The sequence below is a fragment of the Dinoroseobacter shibae DFL 12 = DSM 16493 genome, assembly GCF_000018145.1.
GTDB lineage: Bacteria > Pseudomonadota > Alphaproteobacteria > Rhodobacterales > Rhodobacteraceae > Dinoroseobacter > Dinoroseobacter shibae.
The window spans coordinates 2,674,334-2,699,491 of the sequence record NC_009952.1 but is presented as its reverse complement, the minus strand read 5'-3'; the positions used below and the strand labels follow the sequence as shown (position 1 = coordinate 2,699,491).

The window sequence follows — 25,158 nt, the reverse complement described above, 5'->3', positions numbered from 1 at the left end:
AGGTTGGATTTCGTCATGGCCACTCACCGAGCGGCCTGCTCAGTGCGTCATGCAACGCGCACCGTGTTCTTGAGTTGTCCGATATTTGCGATATCGCAGATCACCGTGTCGCCCGGCTTGAGGTATTGCGGCGGGTCCATCGCGTAGCCCACGCCCGAAGGTGTGCCGGTTGCGATGATATCCCCCGGCTCCAGGGTCAGGCCCTCGGACAGCGATGCGATCAGGGTCGGAATGTCGAAGATCATGTCATGGGTCCAGCCGTTCTGGCGCAGCTCGCCATTGACCGACAAGCTGATCGACAGGTCCTGCGGGTCCGTGATTTCGTCCGCCGTAACGATCCAGGGACCGATCGGGCAGGAGCCGTCCAGGGACTTGCCCTTGAAATACTGCCCGCCATGGCGGCGCTGAACATCGCGTGCGGTAATGTCGTTGAGGATGGTGTAGCCGAACACATGCGCGAAGGCGCGGTCCTTTGGGATATCGCGACCAGTGGTTCCGATCACCACGGCCAGTTCGACCTCGTAGTCGATCTTTTCCGACACGGACGGGAAAATCAGAACATCTCCACCATGACCCACGACTGCCGTGGCAGGCTTTGTGAAATAGACCGGATGCTCGGTGATGCCGATCTTTGCGTTCTGGGCGCGCTCGCCCTCAGCAATGTGTTCGGCATAGTTCCGGCCCACGCAGAAGATATTCTTGCGCGGCGTGTGCAGTGGCGCCAGGAACGGATTGTCGAGGGAGATCCGCGCATCGCGATAAGACCCGTTCTCGGCGGCCTCGACGATTTCGCGCAAGGCGTCCAGTGCGTCCGGGCCCGCGTCGATGAGCGCCTGCAACGTGCCGGTGCGTAGGGCATCGCCAGCCTCCCCGGGCACATCCCAGGCGCAGGCGGCATAGTTCAGCGCCGCACCATTCGATAGTAAAACTACCGCCATGGGGTTACCCCCCACGGCCAGCGTCGCAAGTTTCATGCCATTCTCCTCCCCAAAGAACGGGTTTCTTGACGTGCTGCACCAAACTCGCGCCAGATCCCTTGCGGACCTCGGCACCCCAGGTGCATTTTCAGCGAAACCGCAGAGCAGCCTCGTGCTTGCAAATAGGAACACAGTTGGGTGCCCAGGCAATCAACCAATGTGCCGATTGGGTGGAATTTCATGGCGCAGGCCAAAGAACTTGTCAGCATCATCCGCCAGCTCATCGCCGAGAAGGGCTACAAGCTGAGCGATCGGTTGCCGCCGGAACGGGAGCTGTGCAAGACCCTTGGCGTCTCACGGCACATCCTGCGCAACGCCCTGATCGAAATGGAAAAAAGTGGCCTAATCTGGCGCCATGTGGGGCGGGGGACCTTTGTCGGGCCCCGGCCCATCCTGAACCTAGATGATGTGCTGTTCCTGCGGGATCTGGTGACGCCGGCGCAGGTGGTGACGGTGCGGTTCACGATTGAGCCGGAGTTGAGCCGGCTGGCGGCCTCCCACGCCAAGCGGTCCGATTGCGACCGCATGAAGCAGTGTGCGGATCGGTGTCGCGAGGCCGAGGATTGGCGCACCTACGAGGCATGGGACAACAATCTTCACCACGCCATCGCGCGCGCAGCCCGCAACCAGCTCTTCTTGTATTTCTTCGAAACCTTGAATTCCGTTCGGCGCTCCATCGTCTGGGGACAGGCGCGTGAGACCCGCAAACCGGAAGAGGGATATGTCAGCTTCCGCCAGCACGATGATATCGTGGCCGCGATCGCCGAGGGGGATGGCGACCGCGCGGCGCGTTGCATGATCCGACATCTTGAAACTGTCTATGCGGATGTGCTGCGCAAAGGTGTCCCCAGAGACACCTGAAGCGGTGCTACACCTTTCGGGTTCGGGTCCGAATGGCGTCTCGCCCGCCTTCGTTCAACGGTGCTGCGCGGTTTGGTTTCCGCTCCGATCGTGTTTGTGGCGGGCAAAGAGCGCTCGGGCGGTCGTGACTTGCCAGCAGATCAATGAGCAGAGGTCAGACCCGCATCTGCGAGTATTCGCCAGCCCTCCTCGGAGCCGAAATAGGCGAGCACTCCAGGTGAGGCTCGTCATGGTGGCCCGTGTTCGAGAGACCGGCAGAACAGCATGTCCGGGGGACGAGGTCGTCGGGCAGAATGCCGGCAAGCTCGATGCCCAGATGCGCATGCAACCGGATCTCGGTGACCTGTCGGAAGCCCAGGGGGCGTGCAGACCGTCGCCTCGCCAGCGCCTCCATGTTTTCCGCTCCGGTTTGGGTTCGGATGGTCTTCGTTGAGGTTATTTCCGAAAGGCCGAGCCGCTCGATCAGGCGTGCGATCTTCATGCCGCTGGAGGCGCGGTTGTGGATCAGCGCCTCCGCTGCGGTAAGCGTGCAGTACAGGGAGCTTTCGCTGCTGAGGTCATAGCGGGGCGCGCCGGTCGGAACGGCGGCACCGACTGAAATGCAGCCCAATTGCGCTGTGGTGTCAGCGCGCAGGGTGCTGCTGGCAAAGGCCTCGACGCAACGCCGGACGCCCTCGTTCAGCCCTCCGGCGCTGAGAACACGCAAACGGGCTGTCACGAAGACGGGGCCGGTGTCTCTGGGGCGGATCCCGCCGCGCGCCCCACCACATGCTAGAGTTCTCCGAACAGACGGCCCGAGACAGAGCGGAGGTGCAGATGCATGGCCGCCTGCGCGGCGACAGGGTCGCGCGCTTCGATCCCCTCGAGGATTTTCTCATGCTCTTCAAAGCTTGTGTGGTTGTCATCGGGCCGGTTGGTCTGGCGTACCACGTTGTTCCAGGCCACCGTGCGGCGGACCTGATTCAATTGGTCAAACAGGGAAAGCAGCAACACATTGTCTGTAGCTTCCGCGATGGACCGGTGGAACGAGTCGTCCTGCGCTTCATAGGCGTCCCAGGTTCCGGCATTTCTACACCTGCGCATGGCCTGCCGAAGCCGGACCACAGCCTCGTGCGATGCGTGCAGGGCAGCTTCGCGTGCAAGCGCCGGTTCCAGAGCGATCCGCGCGCGCATCAGCTGCACCGGGGTAATCTGCTGGCTCAGTTGGACAAGTGATCCAGCACCGGCCGCACTGCCCTGGGCGGATACGAAAGTGCCCTTGCCCACGTGGCGCCAGATCTCTCCGTCGCGCTCCAGTGCATCGAGCGCCTTGCGCAATCGGTTGCGGGTCATGCCGAGGCTGCCGATCAGTTCACGTTCCGACGGCAGGCGGTCACCGGGCACGTAACCGCCGCTTTCGATGAATGCGCGAAGGACGCTAACCGCGTTATCCCGTTCAGACTGTTCCGGCCGTATCAGCACGATGCGCCCATAAAATGGTTGACCAATTTTGCTTGATTGATCATGATTGAACTGCAGATCTAGGGAAAATTCAACATAAAAGAGCGTTAATCTAGGATTGATCTTGATTGGTTCCGCGCTCCCTCGGGCGATCTGGAAGAACAGCAGAAGAAGACATCGGAGGAATTTATGTCTGAGTACGTGATCGACACACCGCCCTTGGTGGCCTTGCCAATCGCCGGGATGGACGCACTTTTTCCGGTGCGGCGTGTCTACTGCATCGGGCGTAACTATGCCGCCCATGCAATCGAGATGGGGCACAATCCCGATCGCGAGCCGCCGTTCTTCTTCCAGAAAAACCCGAACAATCTCGACCCTTCCGGTGAGTTCCCCTACCCGCCCCACACCTCGGATGTGCATCACGAAGCCGAAGTTGCGGTAATGTTGAAATCCGGCGGCACGAACATCCCCATCGACGAGGCCGAGAGCCATATCTACGGCTATGCGCTATCGTTGGACATGACGCGCCGGGATCTTCAGGGCGAGCAGAAGAAGATGGGGCGTCCCTGGGAAATCGGCAAGGCGTTCGAGCGGTCGGCGCCCGTTGGTCCGATCCACCGGATCGAAGAGACCGGCCCGCTGAACGAGGGCGCTCTGCGCCTGACCGTGAACGGTGAGACACGGCAGGAAGGCGACCTGAACCAGATGATCTGGAAGGTTGCTGAGATGATTTCCTATCTTTCGGAATATTTCGAGCTGGCGCCCGGGGATGTCATCCTGTCGGGCACGCCGTCCGGTGTGGCGGCGGTTGAGAGGGGCGATGTGATGGAGATCTCCGTCGAAGGGCTCGGCAGCATGTCGGTCAAGGTCTTCTGAGACCCGGCATGGCGACAGTAACGCCAGACACATGGGACTCGAGGTGATGGATCAGGCTGATCGGACCGCGCCGGGCACGTCGGCGCAGGGCTTGAGCCTGTCGCTGGCGAGTTGGGATCATGACCGTGTCATGGCGTTACATGATGGCCGGGTGCGCGTGCCGGGTGTCGCGCTGCGGGGAACGGTTGCGCCGACATCCGAGCTGTTTCCGCGCGCGGTGGGCGATGCCCCTTACGATATCACCGAGATGTCGATTTCCAGCTACGTGCTGCAGGTGTCGCGCGGGGTTGGCGCGTATGTTGCGATCCCGGCCTTCGTCAGCCGCGCATTCCGGCATGCAGGCTTTTTTGCCAGGGCTGGCTCCGGCATCGAAACTCCGGCGGATTTCGCCGGACGCAGGATCGGCGTGCCCGAATACCAGATGACCGCCGCGCTCTGGATGCGCGGCATCCTGGCCGATGAGTACGGGGTCGCTGCCCGGCAGGTGCATTGGCGTACCGGCGCGCTGGACGCGGGCGTCCGGCGCGAGCGCCTTGAACTTGAGCTGCCGGAGGGGATGCGCGTGGAGCCCATCTCGGAGGGCGAGACCCTGCAAGACCTGCTGCTTGCCGGTGAAATCGACGGGCTGCTCGCCCCGAAGCCACCCAATGCCTTTCTGGCCGGCGATGCCCGTTTTGTCCGGCTGTTCCCGGATTTCGAAGCCGCGGAGCGCGCCTATCACGCGAAGACCGGGTTTTTCCCGATCATGCATCTGATTGGCGTGCGCAAGTCCCTCGTCGATGCGCATCCGTGGTTGCCGCGCGCGCTCTATGACGGGTTCGTCGAGGCCAGGGACATGGCCCTGCAGCGTTTGCGGTCCGTGTGGTTGGGCAATGCCAACCGTCTGTCGCTGCCTTGGCTCGGGGCCACGATGGAGCGGACGATTTCGGCGCTGGGCCCCGATTACTGGAGCTACGGCTACCGCGCCAATCGCGAGGAACTGGCCGCCGTTTGCCGCTACTCTGTGGAGCAGCATCTGGCCGCGCGCGCGGTGCAGCCGGAAGACCTGTTCCACCCCTCCGTGCTGGAGACCTGACAATGGCGGAATTCCTCCATGCGGGTCTGGGGTGGTCGATCGCATCGACCCTCACCGCGCTGAGCTTCTTCACGTTCTCCATGACGGCGGCCTTCGGCATTGGTGGCACGGCGGTGATGCTTGCGGTCCTGGCGACACTGTTGCCTGCGGCGGCGATCCCCCTGGTGCACGGGTTCGTGCAACTGGGGTCCAATGCGGGACGGGCGACGATCATGTGGCGGCACCTGCGCCGCGAGATCGCCCCGATGTTTCTGGCAGGCGCGGTCATCGGGATCGCGCTTGGCAGCGTGTTCTTGGTGCAATTGGACCCTGCGATTCTGCAGATCGCCCTAGGCTCCTTTATACTTTAGTCGATCACAGTCACGCCACCGGCCTTCATGCGGAGGTCGACCGCGATCGCTGGGGGCTTATCAAGTTTCCTGACGATGTTTTTCGGCGGCACCGGCCCATGTGTCGGCGCTTATCTGCGCAGCCTCAAACTCGATCGGCTCACCCTTGTGGCGCCCCACGCGACGCTGATGACCTTTCAGCACCTTCTCAAGACCGTAGCATTCGGATTGCTGGGCTTTGCATTTTCCACTTGGGCCAGCCTGTTTGCGTGCTGATCGGACAGCTGGGGTTCACGCTTACAACGTTTCTGTTCCTGCTCAGCAGCATGGCGATCCTGTCAAGGTTCCAGGACCCCGCCCGGATCACGGGATTGGCCGCGGTGATCTCGCTGATCGGGTGGGTGGTGTGAACCTTCGCCTTAGACACCCGGTTTCCCCGCGGATGGTTCGAGCCGGCCCTGGCCATGGACCCCCAGATGGGGCTGGTCTTCATGGTCACGCTCTATTGCGCGGCCCGGATGGGGGCGGGCATCCGGGCCATTCTCTTCAACATTCCCGGCACGGCGGGGGCCGCGGCAACACCCCAGGATGGCTATCCCATGGCCAAGCAAGGCAAAAGGCAGCAGGCGCTGGCAATCAGCTTCGTCGCCTCGGCCCTTGGCGGGCTGCTGACCACCATTAACGCGCTCCCGGCCATGCCGCTGCTGGCCCGTACCGGGTCCTACGTGCATTCGGTCGAGATGATCGTAGTGATGCTGTTCGGGGTTTTACTGATCGCGTCGATTGCAGCCCAGGGCATGCTCAAGGGCCTGGTCGCTGGTTTCTTCGGCTTGATGATCGGTGCGATCGGGACGGATGTGGTCTACGCCACGCCCGCGGCACCTTCGGGTTTCTGACACTTTACGACGGTGTGCCGCTCGTCCCGGCGCTGGTGGGCCTCTTTGCCGTGTCCGAGGCGTACATTATCATCGAAAAAAAGGCGATCATCACCGACGATGCCGAGCTGAAGGATCCCAACTGGCATGACACGTTCGACGGGGTGCGCATCGCGCTCTCGCGTTGGTGGCACATCGCCTGGAGACGGATGGGCTGCGATTGATACGGGATGGCAGAATTCCGGCACTGGTCCGGTCGGATGGGTGGCAAGTGGTCGACCATGCGTCGAAATTCGCCTCGGCCTGCACATGGTCGCAGGACATGGGGCTGGATGAAGCTGACGTGTTCGAAAGACTGACCCAGTCCAACGCAAAGCGGTTCACGGTGATCGACAGCACGCCGGTCGAGACGGCGATCCCGGATCCCCTACCAATCCTGCGGTCGAGGCATGTTACGAGCGCCCCTACAGGATGCACGGCTTACTTGCGCCCTCCGCCGCGATGGCGATTGATGCAGCTGGCATTTTGGCTGTCCACACCCACAGCTAGGGGATCTATGCCTTGCGCGAAAGTATCGCAGACAGTCTCGATCTGCCTTTGGAAGAGGTCGTGCTGATCCGCACGCCGGGCGCGGGCTGTTACGGGCACAATGGCGCCGATGACGCGGCTTTCGAGGCGACACTGGTCGCCATGTCCATGCCGGGCTCGCCGGTCCTGCTCAAGTGGACCCGGGAAGAGGAGCGCGCCTGGGAACCATACTGCACCGCAGTGGCCGCGGAGTTGCGCGCAACGCCGGATGCGGAGGGGGGGCGTTTCCGCCTATTCCGCCGAAGCCATCAGCGGAACGCATCGCGGCGCCCGTGACTGGGGCCGTGCAGGGCGGGTCCGGCCAAGCTCTTGGCCAATCATCTGCAGGCGGATCCCATCGGGCCCTTGCCCGCGCAGCCGGACCTCAACCGGCATGGGGAAATGCACCGCTCTCTCGACCCGATCTACGCGTTTCCCGAAAAGCGGTTCGTCAAGAACCTGGTCGATGACATGCCGCACCGGACCTCGGCCCTGCGTTGCCTCGGAGGGGCGCGCAACAATTTTGTGCTGGAGAGCTTCATGGAAGAGCTCGGTCATGCGCAGTCGTGGATTCTCTGGAGTACCGGTTTTCTCAACTGCAGGACCCGCGGGCGATTGCCGTGCTCGGCCATCTCGAGGACTGCCTTGGGGCGCTGCCCCTGGCGGCGAGCCTGAGCCGCGGGATCGCCTATGCCCAATACAAGAACGAAATGAACCGGCTCGCGGTGGCCGTGGATCTCAGGGTCACGGATGATGCGGCCGTCGAATTGATCAACCCGGTGGTGGTCGCCGATACGGGATCAGTCGTGGACCGTGCCGGTCTGGACGCACAACTCTAGGACGGTTTCCTGCAAGCCGCGAGCTGGGCGCTTTGCGAGGAAGTCACTTGGGACCGCGATGGAACTACCTCGCGGGACTGGGAGAGTTATCCGGTTATGCGCTTCGAGCAGGTGCCGCACATGCAGGTGCATATCCTCGACCGACCGGACGCGCCATCGGTCGGGGCAGGGCAGGCGTCCCCGGGCCCCACCTCGGCGGCTATCGGCACCGCACACTTCGGTGCAACGGGCCTCCGGATGCGACGACTGCCTTTCGCGGCAGATGCCATCCGGCGACAAGCGCTCATGACCTGACAGGTCACTCCCGGCGCGGGGCAGCCGGGGGGGGGGTCACCGACGCGCCTGCAAGGTACCGAACTTGGCCGCGATGACCCCCCTGGACGCAACCCATGACGAGAAAGTACCGGATCTGCCAAGGTGGGTGACGATGTCACCGTCGTTATGGGGGATGGTATGGCACTGCTTCTCCATCATTTGTGGAGAAGCGCCATGAACACATCCCGCCACAGACCCGCTGACGCCTGGTCGCCCCTCTATTTCCTAGCATCGCTGGGGTCCGGAGGCCTCGTTGTCACGTTTTTCATGTACCTGATGTTCTGGGTGCCCCACCCGGGCCAACCCGTGCCGGTTTTCGAAGATATCCGAGCCGCATTCGGGACCGGCGGACTGCCTCAGCAGGCTGCCATCGTCATTGCGGTGGCCGGGATCGCGGGGTTTGCCTTTCTCAACATCAAACTGCTGATCTGGAACCTCGCCCGCCTGTCGGAATTCCGCAAGACAGACGCCTTTGCGCGGCTCGTCAACTCGAACGGCGAAACCCAACTGCTGGCAATGCCGCTGGCGCTGGCGATGTCGGTCAATGCCGGTTTCATCCTCGGCCTTGTCTTTGTTCCGGGACTGTGGAGCGTGGTGGAGTATCTCTTTCCACTGGCCATGCTTGCCTTTGCCCTCATCGCCATTGTCGCGTTCCGCCGGATCGGGGCGTTTCTCGGGCGGGTTCTGAGCGATGGCGGCGTCTTCGATGTGACCGCAAACAATTCCTTCGCGCAGCTTCTGCCCGCTTTCGCCTTGTCGATGATCGCTGTCGGCATGTCCGCACCCGCGTCGTTGAGCACGCTGCCCCTGACCGTGGGCATTTCGCTTGTTCTGTCGATCATGCTCGGGGTCATCGCGGGGCTTTACGCCTCGGTCGCGGCGATCGTTGCGTTCAACTCGATGCTGCATCACGGCACCGCGCGGGAAAGCGCGCCGACGCTGATGGTCGTCGTGCCAATCCTGACGGTGCTGGGGATCATGACCATGCGGCAGGAGCACGGTTTGCACACAACATTCGGCGGCCAAGGCGGTATGGCCGACACGCTCTTGCTGACAACCGCGATCCTCGCGGTTCAGCTTGTTTTCCTCGTGCTCGGGCTGTTGGTGCTGCAGCGTCAGAAATACGCCGACGCCTACCTGCGCAGAGATGGCTATTCGGCGGGCTCCTACGCGTTGATTTGCCCCGGTGTCGCCCTCAGCGTGATGCTGCATTTCTGGATCAACAAGGGGCTGGTCGATGCGGGGCTGATCGCCAAGTTTGGGGGCGCCTACTGGTCCCTGACGGCGCTGGCCATCGCCAGCCAGTTCGCCATGATCGGGCTCTTGGTCCTGCTCAACCGGCGCCACTTTGCCAGACGCGCTGCGGATGCCGCGGTCCCGGCGGAGTAACGGCGGGGCCGGCCTGCGCCTTGAGAAGGGGCAAGACGTGCAGCCCTGCGATGCGACATTGGAAGACATCTCGCTGGTCGACGGTCTCGTTGCGGCAGGGGGCGTTGTCAAATCCGCCGACAAGGGCGACACGGCGTTTCAGTGGCAAGGGCAGCCCAAGGCGTTCGTGCTTGTGACGCAAGGCAAGTTGACCGTTCATTTCCGCAAGACGGGCCAACGGCTTGCCTGGGCCGAATGTCGGGCGACGCAGGGACAGGATTGCATGCCGGTCACAGCTGCCATCCTGTCCGGAAGCCCGATTGCGATAAGCGCGACCTGCACGGCGCCCTGTTCCTGGATCGAACTCGCTCCGAAACGGTTCCACCAACTCGTCGATGATCATCTCGGGTTCCGGCGCGCCTTGTTTGCAGCACATGCCAATCGCTTGCCCAAGTTCTTTGCGCGCGTCTCGGCCAAGAATGTGCTCGGTTTCGACCAGCGCCTTGCGGATTGGCTCTTGGGTCATGTGCGTGAAGGGGCTGTCGTCGCGACCCATGGCGATATTGCCGCCGAGTTGCTGACAGCGCGGGAGGTCGTTTCGCGCGGGTTGCGGGACTTCGCCGTGAAAGGCTGGATCACGCAGGAACGTGGCTGCATTTTCCTGGAGGCGCCTGCCGCCCTGGCGAGGGTTTCGAAGGGCTACCTTGCCCGACCGAGTTCCGGTTCAAGGCCCAGGGGCATCCCGGCGCCTTGATCATGCCAGGCAAGCGGCAAGCTGAAGATGCTCAGAGCGCACCAAAGACGCCCGCCTGCGCCGCAGCCCGACGCGCCGAGGCTGCCCTACCGTTGCAGCGCGCGTCGATCGCAGCCGTGGTCTTTCTCGCCTCTGCGCTCCTGCCCGCAATGCCGAGGCACTATACCCGGGGTCTTCTGTGCGATGCCAAGGGCACCGACCCGGTGCTGCCTGTCCTCGTGGTTTTGTCGTCGGCTCGGGCGGGGATGCTGGCATCCGGGTCCAAGGGTTGGCGCGGACCGCCCGGCCTGAAACTGCACAAGGGCAGACGGTTTGCGGCTCTGCCGAAGCAACGTGCGCATCGCAGGTTCGGTGCGGGCTGGTGCCCTGTTCGAAGAAAGTCGCGCCCGCCTGTCTCTGGCGCGCAGCATACTCGACCGCGTGCCGGTTTTATTTTCAATGAGACGCCAAGGGGCTGGACCCGGCGCCCGCAACGTCGGTTTTGAGCGGGGTCTGAAAGGCGCTGTCGATGGTCCTTGTCCCTGCCGCGATGCTTCGTGGGGCGGATCATTCGATTTTCGATCGCACCTGTCACTTTCCATGCCTGTTATGTGACAGAGTCACCAACGCTTTCGGTCCGCCGGGTTTAGTCATTGGCCAGTTGGACATGAAGGTTCGTCGCACTCGCGGCGTTGCTGGAGGGCTTATGTTGGAACTGGACATTGTAAAGCAGCCGTTCGCCTTGCGCGATGACTGCCATCCATCACGGTCTCTCGCTGCCTGTCACGCGGGGACTGTCCCGGGCCGCAATCTTCGTCGTGATAAGCGCCCATGGGCTGGAGCGGCAGCGTGACCGCAGGCTGATCGAGGAACACGACCCACCGACACCTGCGGTCGGGGCGGAACAAGGGAGTGCCGGAGGGCGACCCTACCCGAAGGAGGACATCATGGACAGAAGACAATTCCTGACAGCGGCAGTCGCCGGGGGGGCTGCGGCCTCGCTCGTCTCGCCAAGCGCCGAGGCACAGGTCAGCCCCGTTCAGACATCGGCGCGCATCGTGATCATCGGCGCGGGGGCGGGTGGCACCGCCCTGGCCAACCGGCTGGTGCGGCGGCTCGAAGGGGCGCAGATCACGTTGATCGACCCGCGCCGGGAGCACCTCTACCAGCCTGGCCTGACGCTGGTGGCGGCCGGTTTGAAACCGGGGGGATACGTGGTCTCGGACACGGCAAAATGGCTTCCGGAGGGGGTGACATGGCTGCCCGAGCGCGTGGTCGCCGTGGACGCGGAGGCTAAGACCGTCTCAACCGAGAGCGGCGAGACGCTCGGTTACGACTGGCTGGTCGTCGCACCAGGTCTGGTCCTCGATCACGACGCGATCGAGGGGTTCAGTCTGGACATGGTGGGCGAGAACGGGATCGGCGCGCTCTATGCCGGGCCCGAGTATGCTGCGCGCACCTGGGCAGCCGCTAGCCGTTTTGTCGAGGACGGCGGCACGGGGCTCTTCACCCGTCCGTCGACCGAGATGAAATGCGCTGGCGCGCCGCTCAAGCATACGTTCCTGATCGACGACATCGCGCGTCGGGCGGGCAATGCGGGGCGGATGAACATGGTCTACGCCGCGCCGCAAGCCACGCTCTTCGGGGTGCCCATCGTGGCCGAGAAGGTCCGGATGCTGTTCGAGGACCGCGGTGTCGACACCATGATGAACCGCACGCTGACCGGCATTGATGCGGGCGCGAGACGGGCAACCTTTGCCACCGGGTCCGGCTCGGAAGAGGTGGAGTATGATTATATCCACGTCGTCCCGCCGCAACGTGCGCCGGACTTCGTGCGCCGCTCGGGGCTGTCCTGGGCCGACAGATGGACCGACCAGGGCTGGGTCGAATGCGACATGGCCACCCTGCGCCATCTGCGCTACCCCGAGGTTTTCGCGCTCGGCGATGTCGCCGGGGTGCCCAAGGGCAAGACCGCGGCGTCAGTCAAATGGCAGGTGCCCGTGGTCGAGGATCACATCGTTGCGGGCATCGAGGGCCGGGAAGGCACCGAGACCTATGACGGCTACACTTCCTGCCCGATGATCACCCGGATCGGGCGCGCCATGCTGGTGGAGTTCGACTACCACGACAACCTCGTGCCGTCCTTCCCCGGCATGATCGCGCCGCTCGAAGAGCTGTGGATCAGCTGGCTGATGAAGGAAGTGGCGCTGAAGGCCACCTACAACGCGATGTTGCGTGGCCGAGCCTGAGGAGAAAAAGAAATGCAAGATCTGACATTCGAAACGCTGATCGCCGTTTTCGAGGAAATTTTCGGCCGCGGCCTGTTCTGGTTCATGGTGGCCGCAGCGGTTTTGGTGACTTTCGGCTATTTCTACGTGCTCATTCGCGACCGGGAGGTGAGCTGGAAGAAATTCCTCGTGGCGCAGCTGTCCATGCCCGTGGGCGCGGTCCTTGCGGTCTGGTTCGTCATGGTGATGACCGACAGCCGCCTCGCGGATCTCGGCGGGCCGATCGACATCATCCTCTTTCTCGGCATCGCCGTGACGGGGGCCATCGGCATGGCCATTCTCGTCTACACTCTAGAAGCGCTTCTCGGCACAAAGCGTACCAAGGGTGAGGCGGACATCTGACACCGCTGTCGGAGCGGGGGATTTCCCGCACCCTCGCTCCGGGCAATGCTACCAAATCAAGGGCAGGCCACATGTCGACTTCTGATAGGTATTCCCGCATTCAAGTGGCCCTGCATTGTGGGATCGTGTTTCTCGTGGCCGCTCGATACCTGCTGCTCGCGCTGCATGTCGCGGGGGCCGTTGTGCAGAAAGTCTGGTTGAAAACCGATGGAATGACACGAATGTCTCCGGCACGCATCTTCGCGGACGGGGCGGCACAGGAGCGTGAAACATGAGCACCGACGCAAACCCGGGCGATGCATCCGCGGCACCGCAGCCATGGCTCGCCCATTATCCGATCACGGTCTTCGGGATCACCATGGGGGTTCTGGGCCTTGCCCTGGCCCTGCGGGCGGGCGGCTTTGAGGGGGCCTCGGTGGCGATTACCGTCCTTGGGGCGCTTGTTCTGATCCTGCTCGGCGCGCTCTATGGGCTGAAGTCCCTGCGCCATTCCGCCTTTGTCGCGCAGGAATGGCACCACCCTGTCCGGCTGGCGTTCTTTCCTGCCGCCAACATCTCGATCCTGCTTTTGTCCTTGTTGCTGCAGAGCGGGATGCCCGTACTTTCTGCAGCCCTGTGGATCATCGGCGCCGTCGTGCAGGCGATCCTCACGGTGGTGATTGTCTCGGCCTGGATCTCCCATCGCGCCTTCGGCCCGGCTATGCTGTCGCCTGCCTGGTTCATCCCGGCCGTGGCCAACGTGATCTTGCCCCTTGGGGGGGGGCATCTCGGCTATCTCGAGGTCAGTTGGTATTTCTTCTCGGTCGGGTTGCTGTTCTGGCTGATCCTGTTGACACTGGTCTTTAATCGCTTGATTTTTCACGATCCTCTGCCTGGCAAGCTGCGCCCGACCCTCGTCATCCTGATCGCCCCGCCGTCCGTCGGCTTTCTCGCCTGGCTTGCCTTGAATGGCGGGCAGATCGATGCGCTGGCCCATGTCTTGCTCAGCACTGGGGTCTTCTTCGCAGCACTTGTCGCGGTGCAGGTACCTGCGCTGCTGCGGCTGCCCTTCGCGATGTCGTTCTGGGCACTGTCCTTCCCGCTGGCCGCGCTGACGACGGCGATGTTTCGCTATGCAGACCTGTCGGGGTCCGGGATGCACCGTGCGGCCGGCCTTGTCCTGCTATGCCTGCTCGGCCTCACCATTCTCGGGCTCGGCCTGCGGACGATCCGCGCGGCGATGGCCGGGGAAATCTGCCAACCGGAATGACGTGCACTCCCAAGCCGCCGCTTCAGGCGGCTGCAGGCGAGTTCTGCAGATCGGCGCGGGCCGCCTTGAGGCATGCACCGATCTTTCGAAACACCTCGATATTTGGCGAGCTCTTGCGCCACGCCAGCGCCACCCTGCGCGGACAGGCACCATCAACCCGGCCCAGATGCAACCTGTGGCCCTGCGAGATCCCGGCATCGACCGCCAGGTTCGGCAAGAGCGTGATCCCCAAATCCTCTTCCACCATCGCAACCAGGGTCGAGAGGCTGGTGGCCGAGAAACTCTGATCCTCGTCCAGGTTGATCCCGGAAAAGCTGGAAATCGCATGGCGCTGCAGGCAATGACCCTTCTCCAGCAAGAGCAGTTGCCGATCATCCAGGTCGTCCGCGCCCACGCTGCTGCGATTGCCTAGCGGATGGTCCGTCGGGGTGGCCAGTCGGTAGCCGTCGGAGAACAGCACCTCGGCCTCGATCTGCGTCGGCAGCGGATGCGGAAGCGCCAGCAGCAAAAGGTCAAGCCGCCCCTCCAGCAGCCCGGCCACCAGCGGCTCTGTCAGTTCCTCGCGCAGATAGAATTTCGTCTCCGGCAGGGCGCGCCGCAGCAGCGGCATGGCCCGCGGCATCAGGAATGGTCCCACCGTGGGGATGGCCCCCAGACGCAGGACCGAGGCGCCCGCAGCGTTCTCACGGGCGGCGCGCTGTTCGAAATCCTGCACCTGTGCGAGGATGGCCCGGGCACGCTCGGCCAGATCGCGACCGACCGGGGTCATCATCACGCTTTGTTTCGTGCGTTCGGCCACCTTGATCCCCAGACGTTCCTCGAGCTCCTTCAGGCCGGTGGACAGGGTGGATTGGGTCACATGGCAAAGCTCGGCCGCCCTGGAGAAATTCCCGGTGTCATCGAGCGCCGCGAGAAAGCGGAGTTGGCGCAGGGTGGTCATGGATTATCGCTTTATTGAATTACGATGAGGGATACAATCAATTTCAAAGATCAGGGCGGAGCGACTACGTCATGTTCATCATCACAACACGGAGCCAAGACATGAATGCCCATGCCACCCCCACGCCCGAGACCTCTGTCGGCCTGCCACGTCTGAACGAACCGGCGCCCGCCTTCGACGCACTGACAACCGATGGGCGCAAGACGAACGCCGATTACAAGGGCAAGTGGCTGATCCTGTTTTCGCATCCGGCGGATTTCACGCCGGTTTGCACCACCGAATTCGTGGCCTTCGCCAACCGCGCAGAAGAGTTCGCCGCGCTCGACACGCAGCTTCTCGGCCTGTCGATCGACAGCCATTATGCTCATATTGCCTGGATGCGGTCGATCAAGGAAAGCTTCGGCATCGAGATTCCGTTTCCGATCATTGCCGATCTCGACATGAAGGTCGCGCAAGCCTACGGCATGATCCAGCCGGGTGCCTCGGACACCCAGGCCGTGCGGGCGACCTTCGTGATCGATCCCGAAGGCATCCTGCGGGCGATGGTCTACTATCCGATGACCAACGGGCGCTCCGTAGACGAATTCCTGCGCCTTGTGAAAGCGCTGCAGACCTCGGATACGCACAAGGTCGCCACGCCGGAAAACTGGACGCCGGGCCAGGACGTCATCGTGCCGACCCCGCAAACCGCGGCAGCGGCAGAGGCCCGCATTTCCGAAGGGTTCGACACCAAGGACTGGTATTTTTCGACCAAGTCGCTCTGATGGGCTGAGCAGAAGTTCAGGTGCAACCGCCATGCGGTTGCGCCCGTGCGCCGAAAGTGAACCGATCGCCTGGGAGGCAAGAATATGGACGCGTCATGGATCGCCAAGTTCAAGGGGCTGAGCCGTCTGCCCGCCGACATACAAGCAGAGCTCGAAGACGGCAGCCAGATCGTATCGGTCCCTGCGGGGACACAGATCTTCGCCCCCGGTCAGACGGCCGATAACCTGCTTCTGCTGCTCGACGGCACCGTCAAGGTGCAGCAGAAATCCGAAACCGGGCGGGAGGTGTTCCTCTACCGGGTGCATGCCGGGGAAAGCTGCGTTCTGACCACCGCCTGCATGCTGGCATTCGAGGATTACTCGGCCGAAGGCACTGCGGAAACAGCGGTGAAGGCCGTCGCCATTCCCCGCAAGATGTTTGACGATCTCGTTGCGAAGTCTCCGGTGTTCCGCGAGTTTGTCTTTACGGCCTATTCGCGCCGGATCACCGATCTTTTCACCTTGATCGACGATATCGTGTTCCAACGTATGGACGTGCGCCTGGCGTCGCGGTTGCTGGAACTCGCGGATCGCAGCGACGTGGTGCATGCCACACATGCCGTCCTCGGCACCGAGCTTGGAACCGCGCGCGAGGTCATCTCGCGGACCCTGTCGGAATTCCAGCGCCGAGGCTGGATCGAGCAGTCGCGGGGCGAGGTGCGTATCGTCGGCCGGGAAGGTCTCGAACGGCTGGTGAAATCCTCCGGCGCCCACGGCTCATAGCCGGCTCCCGGTTCGTGATGTGCCGCTCGGTGACCAAGTCACCAAAGCCACGCCGCGCGTCGTGGCATAGAGGATGCATCGATTCTGGAGGGAACGAAATCATGACCACGAACATGGGAACACTCGACCGGGTCGCGCGGCTCCTCATCGCCGCAGCGCTGCTCTTTGCCGCCCTCGGCACCTCGATGCTGGGCGCGGGCCTTCTGTTCTGGATCGCCTTGATCTTCGCGGGCGTATTCACCCTGACCGCCTTTGTCGGCAACTGCCCGCTCTACAGCGTCGTCGGGCTCAAGACGTGCAAGGACTGCGGATGATCGAGACGGCATTCACACCCTGGGCCTCGTTGTCGGGGGGCGTTCTGATCGGGGTCGCCGCGACCCTGCTGATGCTGGTGCTCGGTCGCGTCATGGGCGCGACCGGTGTGCTCGCCGGTTTGGTCCAGCCGTCCTCGGGACAGGATTTCGCCTGGCGTGCCGCGCTCCTGGCGGGCATGGTCACGGGCCCTGCCGTTGTTTGGCTGATCACCGGCCAGATGCCCGCCGTGCAGGTCCCGGTTTCGACCGTGGCCCTCGTGATCGGCGGTCTGATCGTCGGTATCGGTGTGACCTTCGGGTCGGGCTGCACCTCCGGGCACGGGGTGTGCGGCATGGCGCGGTTGAGCCCGCGGTCGATCGTGGCGACGCTCACCTTCATGGCGGCGACCTTCGCGACCGTCTTCGTCGTCCGTCACGTGATCGCAGGGTGATGCCATGAAACTGATTGCAACTTACCTGATCAGCCTGATCTTCGGTGTGGGCATCGCCCTGTCCGGCATGGCGAACCCCGCGAAGGTTCTGAATTTCTTCGATATCGCAGGGTCTTGGGACCCTTCGTTGATATTCGTGATGGGCGGTGCGCTGATCACGACCTTCATCGGCTACAAGCTGGTGTTCGGTCGCGCAGCACCGCTCTTGGAGGAGAAGTTCAGCCTGCCGACATCCAGCGCAATCGACGCAAGGCTTGTCGGAGGCTCCGCCGTTTTCGGCATCGGCTGGGGAATTGCCGGGTTCTGCCCGGGCGGCGCCTTGCCCGCGCTCGGCACTGGCCGGTGGGAGGTCTTCGCCTTCACCGCCGCGCTCATCGCCGGCATCTTCCTGGCCAAGTTCATCCAGTCTGCGGCCACACGCCGGTCCGCGTCCGCGACCTGATCTCTTTACTCTGAGGAGTATAACGCAAATGACGACCTATCCCGTCAACATGGACATCAAACCGTCCGTTCAGGCCTTCTTCGACGAGGCCACGAACACGATCAGCTATATCGTCAAAGACCCGTCATCCAACGCCTGCGCCATTGTCGACAGCGTGATGGACATCGACTACGCCGCCGGGCGCATCACCTATGATCACGCCGACGCATTGATCCGCGAAATCGAGACGCAAGGGCTCAAGCTGGAGTGGATCATTGAAACCCACGTCCATGCCGACCACCTGTCCGCCGCGCCCTACATCCAGCAAAGGTTGGGTGGCAAGATCGGCATCGGATCGAAGATCCTGGTCGTGCAGGACACGTTCGGCAAGGTCTTCAACGAAGGCACCGAATTCCAGCGCGACGGCTCGCAGTTCGACCGGCTCTTCGAGGATGGCGATACCTACACTATCGGCAACATGCAGGCCTTCGCCATGTACACCCCGGGTCACACACCCGCCTGCATGGTGCATGTGATGGGCGACGCGGCCTTTGTGGGCGATACGCTCTTCATGCCGGACGGCGGCTCGGCCCGGGCCGATTTCCCGGGTGGGGACGCGGGCGTGCTCTATGACAGCATCCAGAAGGTGCTGGCCCTGCCGGATGAGATGCGGCTTTTCATGTGCCACGATTACGGGCCCGATGGCCGCGACATCCAGTGGGAAACCACCGTCGGCGAAGAGAAGGCGCACAACATCCATGTGGGCGGCGGCAAGACGAAAGAGGAATTCGTCAAGTTCCGGACCGAGCGGGATGCGCAGCTGGATATGCCGAAACTGATCATCCCGTCCCTGCAGGTCAACATGCGCGCGGGCGAGATCCCGACCGACAAGGACGGCAAGCCGATGCTCAAAGTGCCGGTCAACGGTCTGTGAACCCCGGCAGCGACACGATCTTGGACCTCGGAAAGATCACCGACGCGGTCACGGCTACGGGTCCTGCGCGCTCACGCCGACGTGCGGCAGGATCGTCCTGGCCGCGTTCGGTTATGGCGGCGCGCTCAAGCCCGCTTTCCCGGTCTTCCTGCTTGACGGCACCGGGCGCTTGCGGGCGGCCTCGGTCCTGAACGAGCCCTCGCTGCCGCCGATCCGCTGGACGGCGATGCTGCACGGCACGGCGTTTATGGCGAGGCCCGAGAGGCTGAAAGTCGCCGTCACGTGACCTGATTGCCAATGTCGCGCAGGTCCTCGCATCCTGTGCGCTGACTTGCGGGCGGAGCGCTACGGCTCCGCTTGCGCCTTTCTTCGGACCAGACATCATGATCGACACACTCAGGCGCCATATCCCCGTGCTCGATTGGAGCCGCACCTATAGCCGTCAGGCATTTTCGAACGACATGATCGCGGCTGTGATCGTGACGATCATGCTGATCCCGCAATCGCTGGCCTATGCTTTGCTGGCCGGTCTGCCGCCCGAGGCCGGGCTTTACGCCTCGATCGTGCCGATCATCCTCTACGCGATATTCGGCACCAGTCGCGCGTTGGCGGTCGGACCCGTTGCGGTGGTGTCGCTCCTGACCGCCGCCGCGGTCGGGCAGGTCGCCGAGCAGGGCACGGCGGGCTATGCCGTCGCGGCGCTGACGCTCGCTTTCCTGTCGGGTGGGTTTCTGGTGCTGATGGGGGTCTTCCGCCTCGGGTTTCTTGCCAACTTTCTGAGCCATCCCGTGATTGCCGGGTTCATCACGGCCTCGGGCATCCTGATTGCCGCGAGCCAGCTCAAACACATTCTCGGGGTCCGTGCCGGTGGGCACACCTTGCCGGAAATCCTTGTCTCCCTGGTCGCGCATCTCGACGAGATCAACTGGATCACGGTCGTGATCGGGGTCGGTGCCACCGGGTTTCTGTTCTGGGTTCGCAAGAACCTCAAGCCGACGTTGCGCAGGCTTGGCGCCCCCCCATTGCTCGCCGATATCCTGACCAAGGCCGGTCCGGTGGCGGCGGTGGTGGGCACGACATTGGCTGTCTGGGGCTTCAGTCTGGCCGAGCGTGGTGTCAATATCGTGGGCGACGTGCCCCAGAGCCTGCCACCGCTGACCCTGCCCGGCCTCTCGCCTGACCTGGTCGGGGCCTTGCTGGTGCCGGCGATCCTGATCTCGGTGATCGGGTTCGTGGAATCCGTCTCCGTCGCGCAGACGCTCGCGGCCAAGAAACGCCAGCGGATCGACCCGGACCAGGAGTTGATCGGGCTGGGCGCGGCCAATATCGGGGCGGCCTTTACCGGCGGATACCCGGTCACGGGCGGTTTTGCCCGCTCGGTAGTGAATTTCGACGCCGGGGCCGAGACACCCGCCGCGGGGGCTTTCACCGCCGTGGGACTCGCGATTGCCGCCGTGGCCCTGACGCCGCTGGTCTACTACCTGCCCACCGCAACGCTGGCGGCCACGATTATCGTGGCGGTGCTGAGCCTCGTCGACCTGTTGATCCTGCGGAAAACCTGGGATTACTCTCGCGCCGATTTCACGGCCGTTGCGGCGACGATCCTGCTCACCCTCGGGCTCGGGGTCGAGGTCGGCGTGGCTTCCGGCGTGACGATCTCGGTCCTTTTGCATCTCTACAAGACATCGCGCCCCCATGTGGCCGAGGTCGGCCTGGTGCCCGGAACCCAGCATTTTCGCAACATCAACCGCCACAAGGTCGAAACCGACCCCACCCTGGTGTCCCTGCGTGTGGACGAAAGCCTCTATTTCGTGAATGCCCGCTTCCTCGAGGATCTTATTCAGAAGCGCGTGACCGAAGGATGTCGCATCGAAAACGTCGTTCTGATGTTCTCGGCGGTCAACGAAGTGGATTACTCCGCGCTGGAAAGCCTCGAGGCGATCAACCACCGGCTGAAGGACATGGGCGTCGGTCTGCACCTGTCCGAGGTTAAGGGGCCGGTGATGGACCGGCTCGAAAGGTCCCATTTCATCCGCGATCTCAACGGGCAGGTGTTTCTGTCGCAATACGAAGCCTGGATGCTCCTTACGAAACCCGGGCTTGGGCAAGTGACGGACTAAACGCGCGCGGTCGAAATGTTCTCACGCGACGGGACGCAGAAGGCCGAGTCGGTCCATGGGCGCGTCCATTTCCCGAAGATCGCCGATGTCATTGTCCCCAAGGCGGCGACGGGAAGGCGCCGCGCGCAGCTTCAGCGCAGCCATAGCCTGTTGCGCTTGAGCGTGTTGCGGATCGTGCGTTCATTGGGGGGCAGGGCGGTCCGGTCGAAGAGTGCCCGCGCCTTGGCTCCGCGCCCCTGATAGATCATGCGCTTGGCGGCCTCGGAGCCCTTGAGCACCTTCTTGACCCGGTTGGGGGCGGTGACCCGCATCAGCGCCTCGACCACCGCGTCGCTCTCTCGCGCGAAGAGCAGCGGCAGCAGCCGGTAGTGACAACTGACCCGCCCATCCAGCAGCCCCTCAGGGATCGTGTTGCGCGCGCCACCGAGCCCATGGATCACCAGCGGCAGCGCCACCTGGTCGAGCCACGGATCCAACGGCTGGCAGATCAGCGCCGCGGGCGGGTCGTCCCGGATACTGCGGGCGATCTCCTGGAACTGCTTATGAAACACCTGCGGACAGGCGCCGAAAAACCAGCCCGCGTTGAAATAGAGATACCGCTCCCAGTATTCCTCCGGCTGGCTGTGGTCGAGGGAGCTATCGAAATCCAGCCCGAACCGGTCATAGAGCGCGCCCCAGATCTCGGTATAGCCGGGACCGTACAGTTCAATCACCGGCCAGGTTCCCGTCCGCCGCATCGAGGCCGTGGGCCGCGCGAAGTCGAACGGCACCTCCGACAGTGGTCCGGTAAACAGCGTGTCTGTGTCGAAAAACACGAAGGGCGTGCCCTCGGGCAGCACCTTCAATGCCTCGATCTTGTTGCCATGGGGGTAGGAGGCCCCGAACACCTCCGAGGCGAAGGGCAAAATCACCGCCGCGAACTCCGCCTCCAGCAAGGCGCGCACCTCCGGCTCCGCCCGCGGATCGGTGCCGGGCCAGAGCGGCCCGGGCTGCGGCTCGGCAAAAACCAGCCTTCCTGCAAACTCCGGATTGGCCGCCCGAAACGACGCCGCGAAGATCACAGCCTCATAAGACAGCCGTCCAGCCTGAATCACCGCCAGGACATCGGGCGCGGGGTTGCTCATCTCTGGGCCTGTTCCATTTTTTGCAGTATGCCGGGACCACCGGTGGGCACAATTGCTATTCCACCTTGGTAAACGGAGTGTGCAATGATCCGAACTTCTCTTGCCGTGCTGTTGCTGGCGATCGCAACCCCGACTTGGGCGGCCAACTTCACCACCGCCGCCGAGGTGAAGCCCATCCTCGACGCGACGAAGTCCAGCTGGGTGGCGATCCGCAAGCTGAACGGCCAGGACCTGCTGTATTTCACCCAGATCGAGAGCTGGCGCTGTGGGCTGACGCAGATCACCTTCCGCGTCAACGGCGCGCCCGAGACCTACAACAAGTTCATGGAGCCCTGCTACGAAGGCACCCCGGCCCCGAACGCGTTCCGCCTCGACAGCCATCTGCCTTACGTGACCTTCCAGCCCGACAGCCTGACGAGCGTCGAGGTCACGCTGACCTACGAAGACGGGACTACCGACACCGCTACGTTCCAGCGCTCCGAGATCGAATTGCAATAGCAGGGGGCGCGGGGCCTACCCGGCCAGCCGGTGTGGGCCCGCGATATGGGCCAGCGCCCGGTCCAGCGTGCCGAGCCCGGCCTCAGGGCGATGCCCTTCTTCGGACAGCACTCGCCGCCAGCCCCGCGCCCCGGGCCGTCCGGCAAAGGCACCGAGCATATGGCGCGTGATCTGCGCCAGCTTGCCGCCGCGCGCCAGATGGTCGGCGATGTAGGGGCGCATCGCCTCCACCGCCGTCTCGGCACTTACCGTTTCCGCCCCACCGAAGAAACGCCGGTCCGCATCGCCCAGCACCCGGGCAGGCTCGTGATAGGCCGCGCGCCCGATCATTACCCCGTCGAGTCCCGATGCCAGATGCGCCGCCGCCTGATCCAGATCGGTGATCCCGCCATTGATCGACAGGTGCAGCCCCGGGAAGGCCTGTTTCATCCGCACCACCAGCGGATAGTCCAGCGGCGGAATATCCCGGTTCTCCTTCGGGCTGAGCCCCTGCAACCACGCCTTGCGCGCGTGGATGGTGAACCGGCGCACCCCGGCCTCCGACACCGTGCGCAGGAACCCCGGCAGCATCTCCTCCGGTTGCTGGTCATCGACACCGATCCGGCACTTCACGGTGATCTCGGGACCGTCCGAAGCCGCGATCATCGCCGCCACGCAGCGCGCCACAAGCGCCGGCTGCTCCATCAGAACCGCACCGAAACATCCCGACTGCACCCGGTCCGAGGGGCAACCGACATTCAGGTTGATTTCGTCGAAGCCATGGCCGCAAGCGATCCGCACAGCCTCCGCCAACTCCACCGGGTCCGACCCCCCGAGTTGCAGCGCCAAGGGATGCTCGGCTTCGGCATGCTCCAGCAGCCGTCCCGCATCCCCCCGCACAACTGCCGGAGCCGTCACCATCTCGGTATAAAGCAACGCATGCTGCGTGAACTGCCGATGGAACATCCGGCAATGGCGGTCGGTCCAATCCATCATGGGCGCCACGGAAAGCCGAGAAGAGCCGCAAGAATTTGATTTTTCTTCACTAATCATCTCTCACCCGTCGGCTGCTCAGCTTCAAAACCACTCCATTCCGGCGGGTTATGCCTTATTTCGCCGGGTTTCGCGAGCCGTGTTGCTACGGCGTAGCAACTCACGACGCCACGCGTTTAAGCGGTCGAGAGGCCCTCCCACGCCGTCAGAGCGTCCCGATTTCCGGGGTTCTGACCTCGGACCAACCTTCTGTCTACAATCGACCAAGGAAGTCCAACTATGACCGCAAACATCATCCAGTTTCCCGGCAACCGAGTGGCCGCACCGCTCCCCGCTCCTCAAAATGAAAAAGTGCGTGATGACGGTGCATCGACGAAGAATCTGCCGAGGAGGGATTCGAACACGCGATCAGATGGTCGCCGAATGCATAACCCCAAACCTCGCAGTGTCGAACCCAACATTCAAGAGATTCCTGACGAGAATGGCAGATGCTCCTATCGCGTTCAGATCAGCAAGTCCGTTCAGGGGGAAAGCGTCAGCTTCACCAAGACCTTCTCTAAGCTTGCCGAAATCGAACTCGATGGCGTTCAAACGGTTTCGAAAAAAGGTGATACGGTAGCAGCTGCGATCACAGCTCGCCTCGCAAAGCAAAAGCACTTGGGGCGTTCGGCGAGGCAGCAACTCGACTGGCTGAAGAATAGCGACTTCGGGAAAAAGAAGTTGACCGACCTGTCGTTAGAGAGCCTGACCGACCTCGCAGACGACATGCTGGCGGAAGAGCGGCAACCTCAGACGGTAGCCGGGTACCTTGCAATTCTCGTGAACACGCTGCACTGGGCGTCCCGGCGCAATTTCATCATTCCTGTTGCCACCCTTAAAGAGGCGATGGAACATATGTGGGAAGACGAGATACTTACTCGCTCAGAGGAGCGGGATCGTCGGCCCGCATAGACGAGTTGGACAGAATTCTCGGGGCTGCGGCAGATAACAAGCGACAGAAAATTCCTCTTGCAAAGATAATCGTCTTCGCGATTTTCAGTTGCCGGCGTCTCGGAGAAATATGCCGCCTCCGGTGGGAAGACCTCCGTATCGAGCAGAAGAAGATCCTTGTTCGTGACATGAAGCACCCGAGGAAGAAAAAAGGCAATAATGTATGGTGCAATTTGACCGACGAAGTGCTTGCCATTATCCTGTCAATGCCCCGGGAAGGAGAGTTCATCTTCCCGTTCAAAGCGTCGTCCGTTGGAACCGCTTGGCGTCGCCATCGCGACCGGCTCAATATCCAAGATCTCCGGTTCCACGACCTTCGACATGAAGGCATCACTAGGCTCTTCGAAATGGGAATGCCTGCAGCCATCGTTGCCAAGCATTCAGGACACAAAAACGGCGGATGCCTCTATCGCTACGAGCACGTCGAAGAAGAAGGCGACAAGTTCGCTGGATGGCCTTGGAGTCAGTGGGCAGCTGAGGAGGGTGTAAGCAAAGTTGTCTGATGACAGCGGAAATTTCTGATTCCTCGCCTGAACAGGATGAACCCACTGCCTGAGCATCCTGAAAACGGAGGCTCAGATGGATACCTTGGAACTGCTCCTAAAACACTTCAACTTCCTGCCTTTCATTCTTCTTGAAGAGGCAGGAACGCTATAGGGGCACACAGAAAAGACGATTAAGGAGAAGATCGACGCCGGCGATGACCTGAGAGCCGCTTCTTCCTCCAGTTTGAGGTAGAGTCCGCCCAACCAGG

General features: G+C 62.8%; 29 protein-coding genes and 1 pseudogene. 24 read left to right on the top strand and 6 right to left on the bottom strand.

Translation table 11 applies throughout. The annotated features are described in order from the left end of the window. Positions 1-47: 47 nt before the first annotated feature. The gene (locus DSHI_RS12915) at positions 48-974 is read right to left on the bottom strand and encodes a fumarylacetoacetate hydrolase family protein (RefSeq protein WP_012179203.1); all 927 of its coding nucleotides are present in this window, start codon (positions 972-974) and stop codon (positions 48-50) included. A 183-nt stretch (positions 975-1,157) separates the two neighbouring features. Between DSHI_RS12915 and DSHI_RS12910 the strand changes: the two genes are divergently transcribed. After that, positions 1,158-1,838, top strand: a complete 681-nt coding sequence (locus tag DSHI_RS12910) for a FadR/GntR family transcriptional regulator (protein WP_012179202.1) — start codon at positions 1,158-1,160, stop codon at positions 1,836-1,838. Positions 1,839-1,992: 154 nt separating this feature from the next. On the opposite strand, the gene DSHI_RS12905 is transcribed toward DSHI_RS12910, so the two are convergent. Together DSHI_RS12905 and DSHI_RS12900 are read right to left on the bottom strand one after the other, a co-directional pair. Beyond that, positions 1,993-2,544, bottom strand: coding sequence for a hypothetical protein (locus DSHI_RS12905; protein WP_012179201.1), 552 nt, complete (start codon positions 2,542-2,544; stop codon positions 1,993-1,995). A 65-nt stretch (positions 2,545-2,609) separates the two neighbouring features. Next, on the bottom strand, positions 2,610-3,299 hold the full coding sequence (locus DSHI_RS12900; RefSeq protein ID WP_012179200.1) for a FadR/GntR family transcriptional regulator: 690 nt from the start codon (positions 3,297-3,299) through the stop codon (positions 2,610-2,612). Positions 3,300-3,467: 168 nt separating this feature from the next. Between DSHI_RS12900 and DSHI_RS12895 the strand changes: the two genes are divergently transcribed. The 13 genes and pseudogenes from DSHI_RS12895 (at position 3,468) to DSHI_RS12835 (ending at position 14,134) form a co-directional block, all read left to right on the top strand. Further along, a complete protein-coding gene (locus DSHI_RS12895; protein WP_012179199.1) occupies positions 3,468-4,154 on the top strand; it encodes a fumarylacetoacetate hydrolase family protein in 687 nt (228 codons plus the stop codon). Between the two features lie 46 nt (positions 4,155-4,200). After that, positions 4,201-5,229 (top strand): substrate-binding domain-containing protein, encoded by a 1,029-nt coding sequence (locus DSHI_RS12890; RefSeq protein ID WP_012179198.1) that lies wholly within the window; start codon positions 4,201-4,203, stop codon positions 5,227-5,229. 2 nt (positions 5,230-5,231) lie between these two features. Then, a complete protein-coding gene (locus DSHI_RS21440; protein ID WP_012179197.1) occupies positions 5,232-5,579 on the top strand; it encodes a TSUP family transporter in 348 nt (115 codons plus the stop codon). A gap of 230 nt (positions 5,580-5,809) precedes the next feature. Next, a complete protein-coding gene (locus tag DSHI_RS22355; protein ID WP_157865332.1) occupies positions 5,810-5,968 on the top strand; it encodes a hypothetical protein in 159 nt (52 codons plus the stop codon). 54 nt (positions 5,969-6,022) lie between these two features. Further along, positions 6,023-6,657 (top strand): annotated as a pseudogene (locus DSHI_RS12880) (tripartite tricarboxylate transporter permease). A 337-nt stretch (positions 6,658-6,994) separates the two neighbouring features. Further along, on the top strand, positions 6,995-7,297 hold the full coding sequence (locus DSHI_RS12875; RefSeq protein ID WP_012179193.1) for a hypothetical protein: 303 nt from the start codon (positions 6,995-6,997) through the stop codon (positions 7,295-7,297). 269 nt (positions 7,298-7,566) lie between these two features. Beyond that, positions 7,567-7,839 carry a hypothetical protein gene (locus DSHI_RS12870; protein ID WP_012179192.1) on the top strand — a complete coding sequence of 91 codons (273 nt, stop codon included), beginning with the start codon at positions 7,567-7,569 and terminating at the stop codon, positions 7,837-7,839. A 489-nt stretch (positions 7,840-8,328) separates the two neighbouring features. Next, entirely contained in the window at positions 8,329-9,543 is a 1,215-nt protein-coding gene (locus tag DSHI_RS12860; protein WP_012179190.1) for a TsoY family (seleno)protein, read from the top strand. Between the two features lie 37 nt (positions 9,544-9,580). Next, a complete protein-coding gene (locus DSHI_RS21425) occupies positions 9,581-10,276 on the top strand; it encodes a Crp/Fnr family transcriptional regulator (protein ID WP_157865331.1) in 696 nt (231 codons plus the stop codon). A 926-nt stretch (positions 10,277-11,202) separates the two neighbouring features. Continuing rightward, on the top strand, positions 11,203-12,504 hold the full coding sequence (locus tag DSHI_RS12850) for an NAD(P)/FAD-dependent oxidoreductase (protein ID WP_012179187.1): 1,302 nt from the start codon (positions 11,203-11,205) through the stop codon (positions 12,502-12,504). Between the two features lie 12 nt (positions 12,505-12,516). Continuing rightward, a complete protein-coding gene (locus DSHI_RS12845) occupies positions 12,517-12,885 on the top strand; it encodes a DUF5368 domain-containing protein (protein WP_012179186.1) in 369 nt (122 codons plus the stop codon). Positions 12,886-12,956: 71 nt separating this feature from the next. Beyond that, positions 12,957-13,160: a hypothetical protein gene (locus DSHI_RS12840; RefSeq protein WP_044027884.1), complete on the top strand. Its 204-nt coding sequence runs from the start codon at positions 12,957-12,959 to the stop codon at positions 13,158-13,160. Continuing rightward, positions 13,157-14,134 carry an SLAC1 anion channel family protein gene (locus DSHI_RS12835; RefSeq protein WP_012179185.1) on the top strand — a complete coding sequence of 326 codons (978 nt, stop codon included), beginning with the start codon at positions 13,157-13,159 and terminating at the stop codon, positions 14,132-14,134. The genes DSHI_RS12840 and DSHI_RS12835 overlap by 4 nt, the downstream gene beginning before the upstream one ends. Positions 14,135-14,156: 22 nt before the next feature. Here the strand turns inward: DSHI_RS12835 and DSHI_RS12830 are convergent, their stop codons facing one another. After that, positions 14,157-15,074: a hydrogen peroxide-inducible genes activator gene (locus DSHI_RS12830; protein ID WP_012179184.1), complete on the bottom strand. Its 918-nt coding sequence runs from the start codon at positions 15,072-15,074 to the stop codon at positions 14,157-14,159. 71 nt (positions 15,075-15,145) lie between these two features. Between DSHI_RS12830 and DSHI_RS12825 the strand changes: the two genes are divergently transcribed. The 7 genes from DSHI_RS12825 to DSHI_RS12795 all read left to right on the top strand — a co-directional run bounded on the left by DSHI_RS12825 (position 15,146) and on the right by DSHI_RS12795 (position 20,820). Beyond that, positions 15,146-15,838: a peroxiredoxin gene (locus tag DSHI_RS12825; protein ID WP_012179183.1), complete on the top strand. Its 693-nt coding sequence runs from the start codon at positions 15,146-15,148 to the stop codon at positions 15,836-15,838. An 84-nt stretch (positions 15,839-15,922) separates the two neighbouring features. Beyond that, positions 15,923-16,600, top strand: coding sequence for a Crp/Fnr family transcriptional regulator (locus tag DSHI_RS12820; protein ID WP_012179182.1), 678 nt, complete (start codon positions 15,923-15,925; stop codon positions 16,598-16,600). Positions 16,601-16,701: 101 nt separating this feature from the next. Next, positions 16,702-16,914, top strand: a complete 213-nt coding sequence (locus DSHI_RS12815; protein WP_012179181.1) for a YgaP family membrane protein — start codon at positions 16,702-16,704, stop codon at positions 16,912-16,914. Next, entirely contained in the window at positions 16,911-17,345 is a 435-nt protein-coding gene (locus DSHI_RS12810; protein WP_012179180.1) for a YeeE/YedE family protein, read from the top strand. The genes DSHI_RS12815 and DSHI_RS12810 overlap by 4 nt, the downstream gene beginning before the upstream one ends. Positions 17,346-17,349: 4 nt before the next feature. Beyond that, positions 17,350-17,787 (top strand): DUF6691 family protein, encoded by a 438-nt coding sequence (locus DSHI_RS12805; RefSeq protein ID WP_012179179.1) that lies wholly within the window; start codon positions 17,350-17,352, stop codon positions 17,785-17,787. A 28-nt stretch (positions 17,788-17,815) separates the two neighbouring features. Further along, the gene (locus DSHI_RS12800; RefSeq protein ID WP_012179178.1) at positions 17,816-18,700 is read left to right on the top strand and encodes an MBL fold metallo-hydrolase; all 885 of its coding nucleotides are present in this window, start codon (positions 17,816-17,818) and stop codon (positions 18,698-18,700) included. A gap of 383 nt (positions 18,701-19,083) precedes the next feature. Continuing rightward, complete coding sequence (locus DSHI_RS12795) at positions 19,084-20,820, top strand: SulP family inorganic anion transporter (RefSeq protein ID WP_012179176.1); 1,737 nt, start codon at positions 19,084-19,086, stop codon at positions 20,818-20,820. Positions 20,821-20,951: 131 nt separating this feature from the next. Here DSHI_RS12795 and DSHI_RS12790 read toward each other — a convergent pair whose 3' ends face one another. Then, positions 20,952-21,944 (bottom strand): hypothetical protein, encoded by a 993-nt coding sequence (locus tag DSHI_RS12790; protein WP_012179175.1) that lies wholly within the window; start codon positions 21,942-21,944, stop codon positions 20,952-20,954. 84 nt (positions 21,945-22,028) lie between these two features. Between DSHI_RS12790 and DSHI_RS12785 the strand changes: the two genes are divergently transcribed. Beyond that, positions 22,029-22,442: a hypothetical protein gene (locus DSHI_RS12785; protein WP_012179174.1), complete on the top strand. Its 414-nt coding sequence runs from the start codon at positions 22,029-22,031 to the stop codon at positions 22,440-22,442. Between the two features lie 15 nt (positions 22,443-22,457). On the opposite strand, the gene dusA is transcribed toward DSHI_RS12785, so the two are convergent. Beyond that, positions 22,458-23,474 carry a tRNA dihydrouridine(20/20a) synthase DusA gene (gene dusA, locus DSHI_RS12780; RefSeq protein WP_012179173.1) on the bottom strand — a complete coding sequence of 339 codons (1,017 nt, stop codon included), beginning with the start codon at positions 23,472-23,474 and terminating at the stop codon, positions 22,458-22,460. Between the two features lie 219 nt (positions 23,475-23,693). Here dusA and DSHI_RS22815 point away from each other — a divergent pair, with 219 nt between their 5' ends. Beyond that, positions 23,694-24,365, top strand: a complete 672-nt coding sequence (locus DSHI_RS22815) for a hypothetical protein (protein ID WP_012179172.1) — start codon at positions 23,694-23,696, stop codon at positions 24,363-24,365. 5 nt (positions 24,366-24,370) lie between these two features. Then, positions 24,371-24,907 (top strand): tyrosine-type recombinase/integrase, encoded by a 537-nt coding sequence (locus DSHI_RS22810; protein WP_245533008.1) that lies wholly within the window; start codon positions 24,371-24,373, stop codon positions 24,905-24,907. Positions 24,908-25,158: the final 251 nt, after the last annotated feature.

What these genes read in the sequence shown, in the direction of transcription:
- DSHI_RS12915 (WP_012179203.1), bottom strand. Translation starts at nt 974, where the DNA reads ATGAAACTTGCGACGCTGGCCGTGGGGGGTAACCCCATGGCGGTAGTT.
- DSHI_RS12910 (WP_012179202.1), top strand. Translation starts at nt 1,158, where the DNA reads ATGGCGCAGGCCAAAGAACTTGTCAGCATCATCCGCCAGCTCATCGCC.
- DSHI_RS12895 (WP_012179199.1), top strand. Translation starts at nt 3,468, where the DNA reads ATGTCTGAGTACGTGATCGACACACCGCCCTTGGTGGCCTTGCCAATC.
- DSHI_RS12890 (WP_012179198.1), top strand. Translation starts at nt 4,201, where the DNA reads ATGGATCAGGCTGATCGGACCGCGCCGGGCACGTCGGCGCAGGGCTTG.
- DSHI_RS21440 (WP_012179197.1), top strand. Translation starts at nt 5,232, where the DNA reads ATGGCGGAATTCCTCCATGCGGGTCTGGGGTGGTCGATCGCATCGACC.
- DSHI_RS12860 (WP_012179190.1), top strand. Translation starts at nt 8,329, where the DNA reads ATGAACACATCCCGCCACAGACCCGCTGACGCCTGGTCGCCCCTCTAT.
- DSHI_RS12850 (WP_012179187.1), top strand. Translation starts at nt 11,203, where the DNA reads ATGGACAGAAGACAATTCCTGACAGCGGCAGTCGCCGGGGGGGCTGCG.
- DSHI_RS12845 (WP_012179186.1), top strand. Translation starts at nt 12,517, where the DNA reads ATGCAAGATCTGACATTCGAAACGCTGATCGCCGTTTTCGAGGAAATT.
- DSHI_RS12840 (WP_044027884.1), top strand. Translation starts at nt 12,957, where the DNA reads ATGTCGACTTCTGATAGGTATTCCCGCATTCAAGTGGCCCTGCATTGT.
- DSHI_RS12835 (WP_012179185.1), top strand. Translation starts at nt 13,157, where the DNA reads ATGAGCACCGACGCAAACCCGGGCGATGCATCCGCGGCACCGCAGCCA.
- DSHI_RS12830 (WP_012179184.1), bottom strand. Translation starts at nt 15,074, where the DNA reads ATGACCACCCTGCGCCAACTCCGCTTTCTCGCGGCGCTCGATGACACC.
- DSHI_RS12825 (WP_012179183.1), top strand. Translation starts at nt 15,146, where the DNA reads ATGTTCATCATCACAACACGGAGCCAAGACATGAATGCCCATGCCACC.
- DSHI_RS12820 (WP_012179182.1), top strand. Translation starts at nt 15,923, where the DNA reads ATGGACGCGTCATGGATCGCCAAGTTCAAGGGGCTGAGCCGTCTGCCC.
- DSHI_RS12815 (WP_012179181.1), top strand. Translation starts at nt 16,702, where the DNA reads ATGACCACGAACATGGGAACACTCGACCGGGTCGCGCGGCTCCTCATC.
- DSHI_RS12810 (WP_012179180.1), top strand. Translation starts at nt 16,911, where the DNA reads ATGATCGAGACGGCATTCACACCCTGGGCCTCGTTGTCGGGGGGCGTT.
- DSHI_RS12805 (WP_012179179.1), top strand. Translation starts at nt 17,350, where the DNA reads ATGAAACTGATTGCAACTTACCTGATCAGCCTGATCTTCGGTGTGGGC.
- DSHI_RS12800 (WP_012179178.1), top strand. Translation starts at nt 17,816, where the DNA reads ATGACGACCTATCCCGTCAACATGGACATCAAACCGTCCGTTCAGGCC.
- DSHI_RS12795 (WP_012179176.1), top strand. Translation starts at nt 19,084, where the DNA reads ATGATCGACACACTCAGGCGCCATATCCCCGTGCTCGATTGGAGCCGC.
- DSHI_RS12790 (WP_012179175.1), bottom strand. Translation starts at nt 21,944, where the DNA reads ATGAGCAACCCCGCGCCCGATGTCCTGGCGGTGATTCAGGCTGGACGG.
- DSHI_RS12785 (WP_012179174.1), top strand. Translation starts at nt 22,029, where the DNA reads ATGATCCGAACTTCTCTTGCCGTGCTGTTGCTGGCGATCGCAACCCCG.
- dusA (WP_012179173.1), bottom strand. Translation starts at nt 23,474, where the DNA reads ATGATTAGTGAAGAAAAATCAAATTCTTGCGGCTCTTCTCGGCTTTCC.
- DSHI_RS22815 (WP_012179172.1), top strand. Translation starts at nt 23,694, where the DNA reads ATGACCGCAAACATCATCCAGTTTCCCGGCAACCGAGTGGCCGCACCG.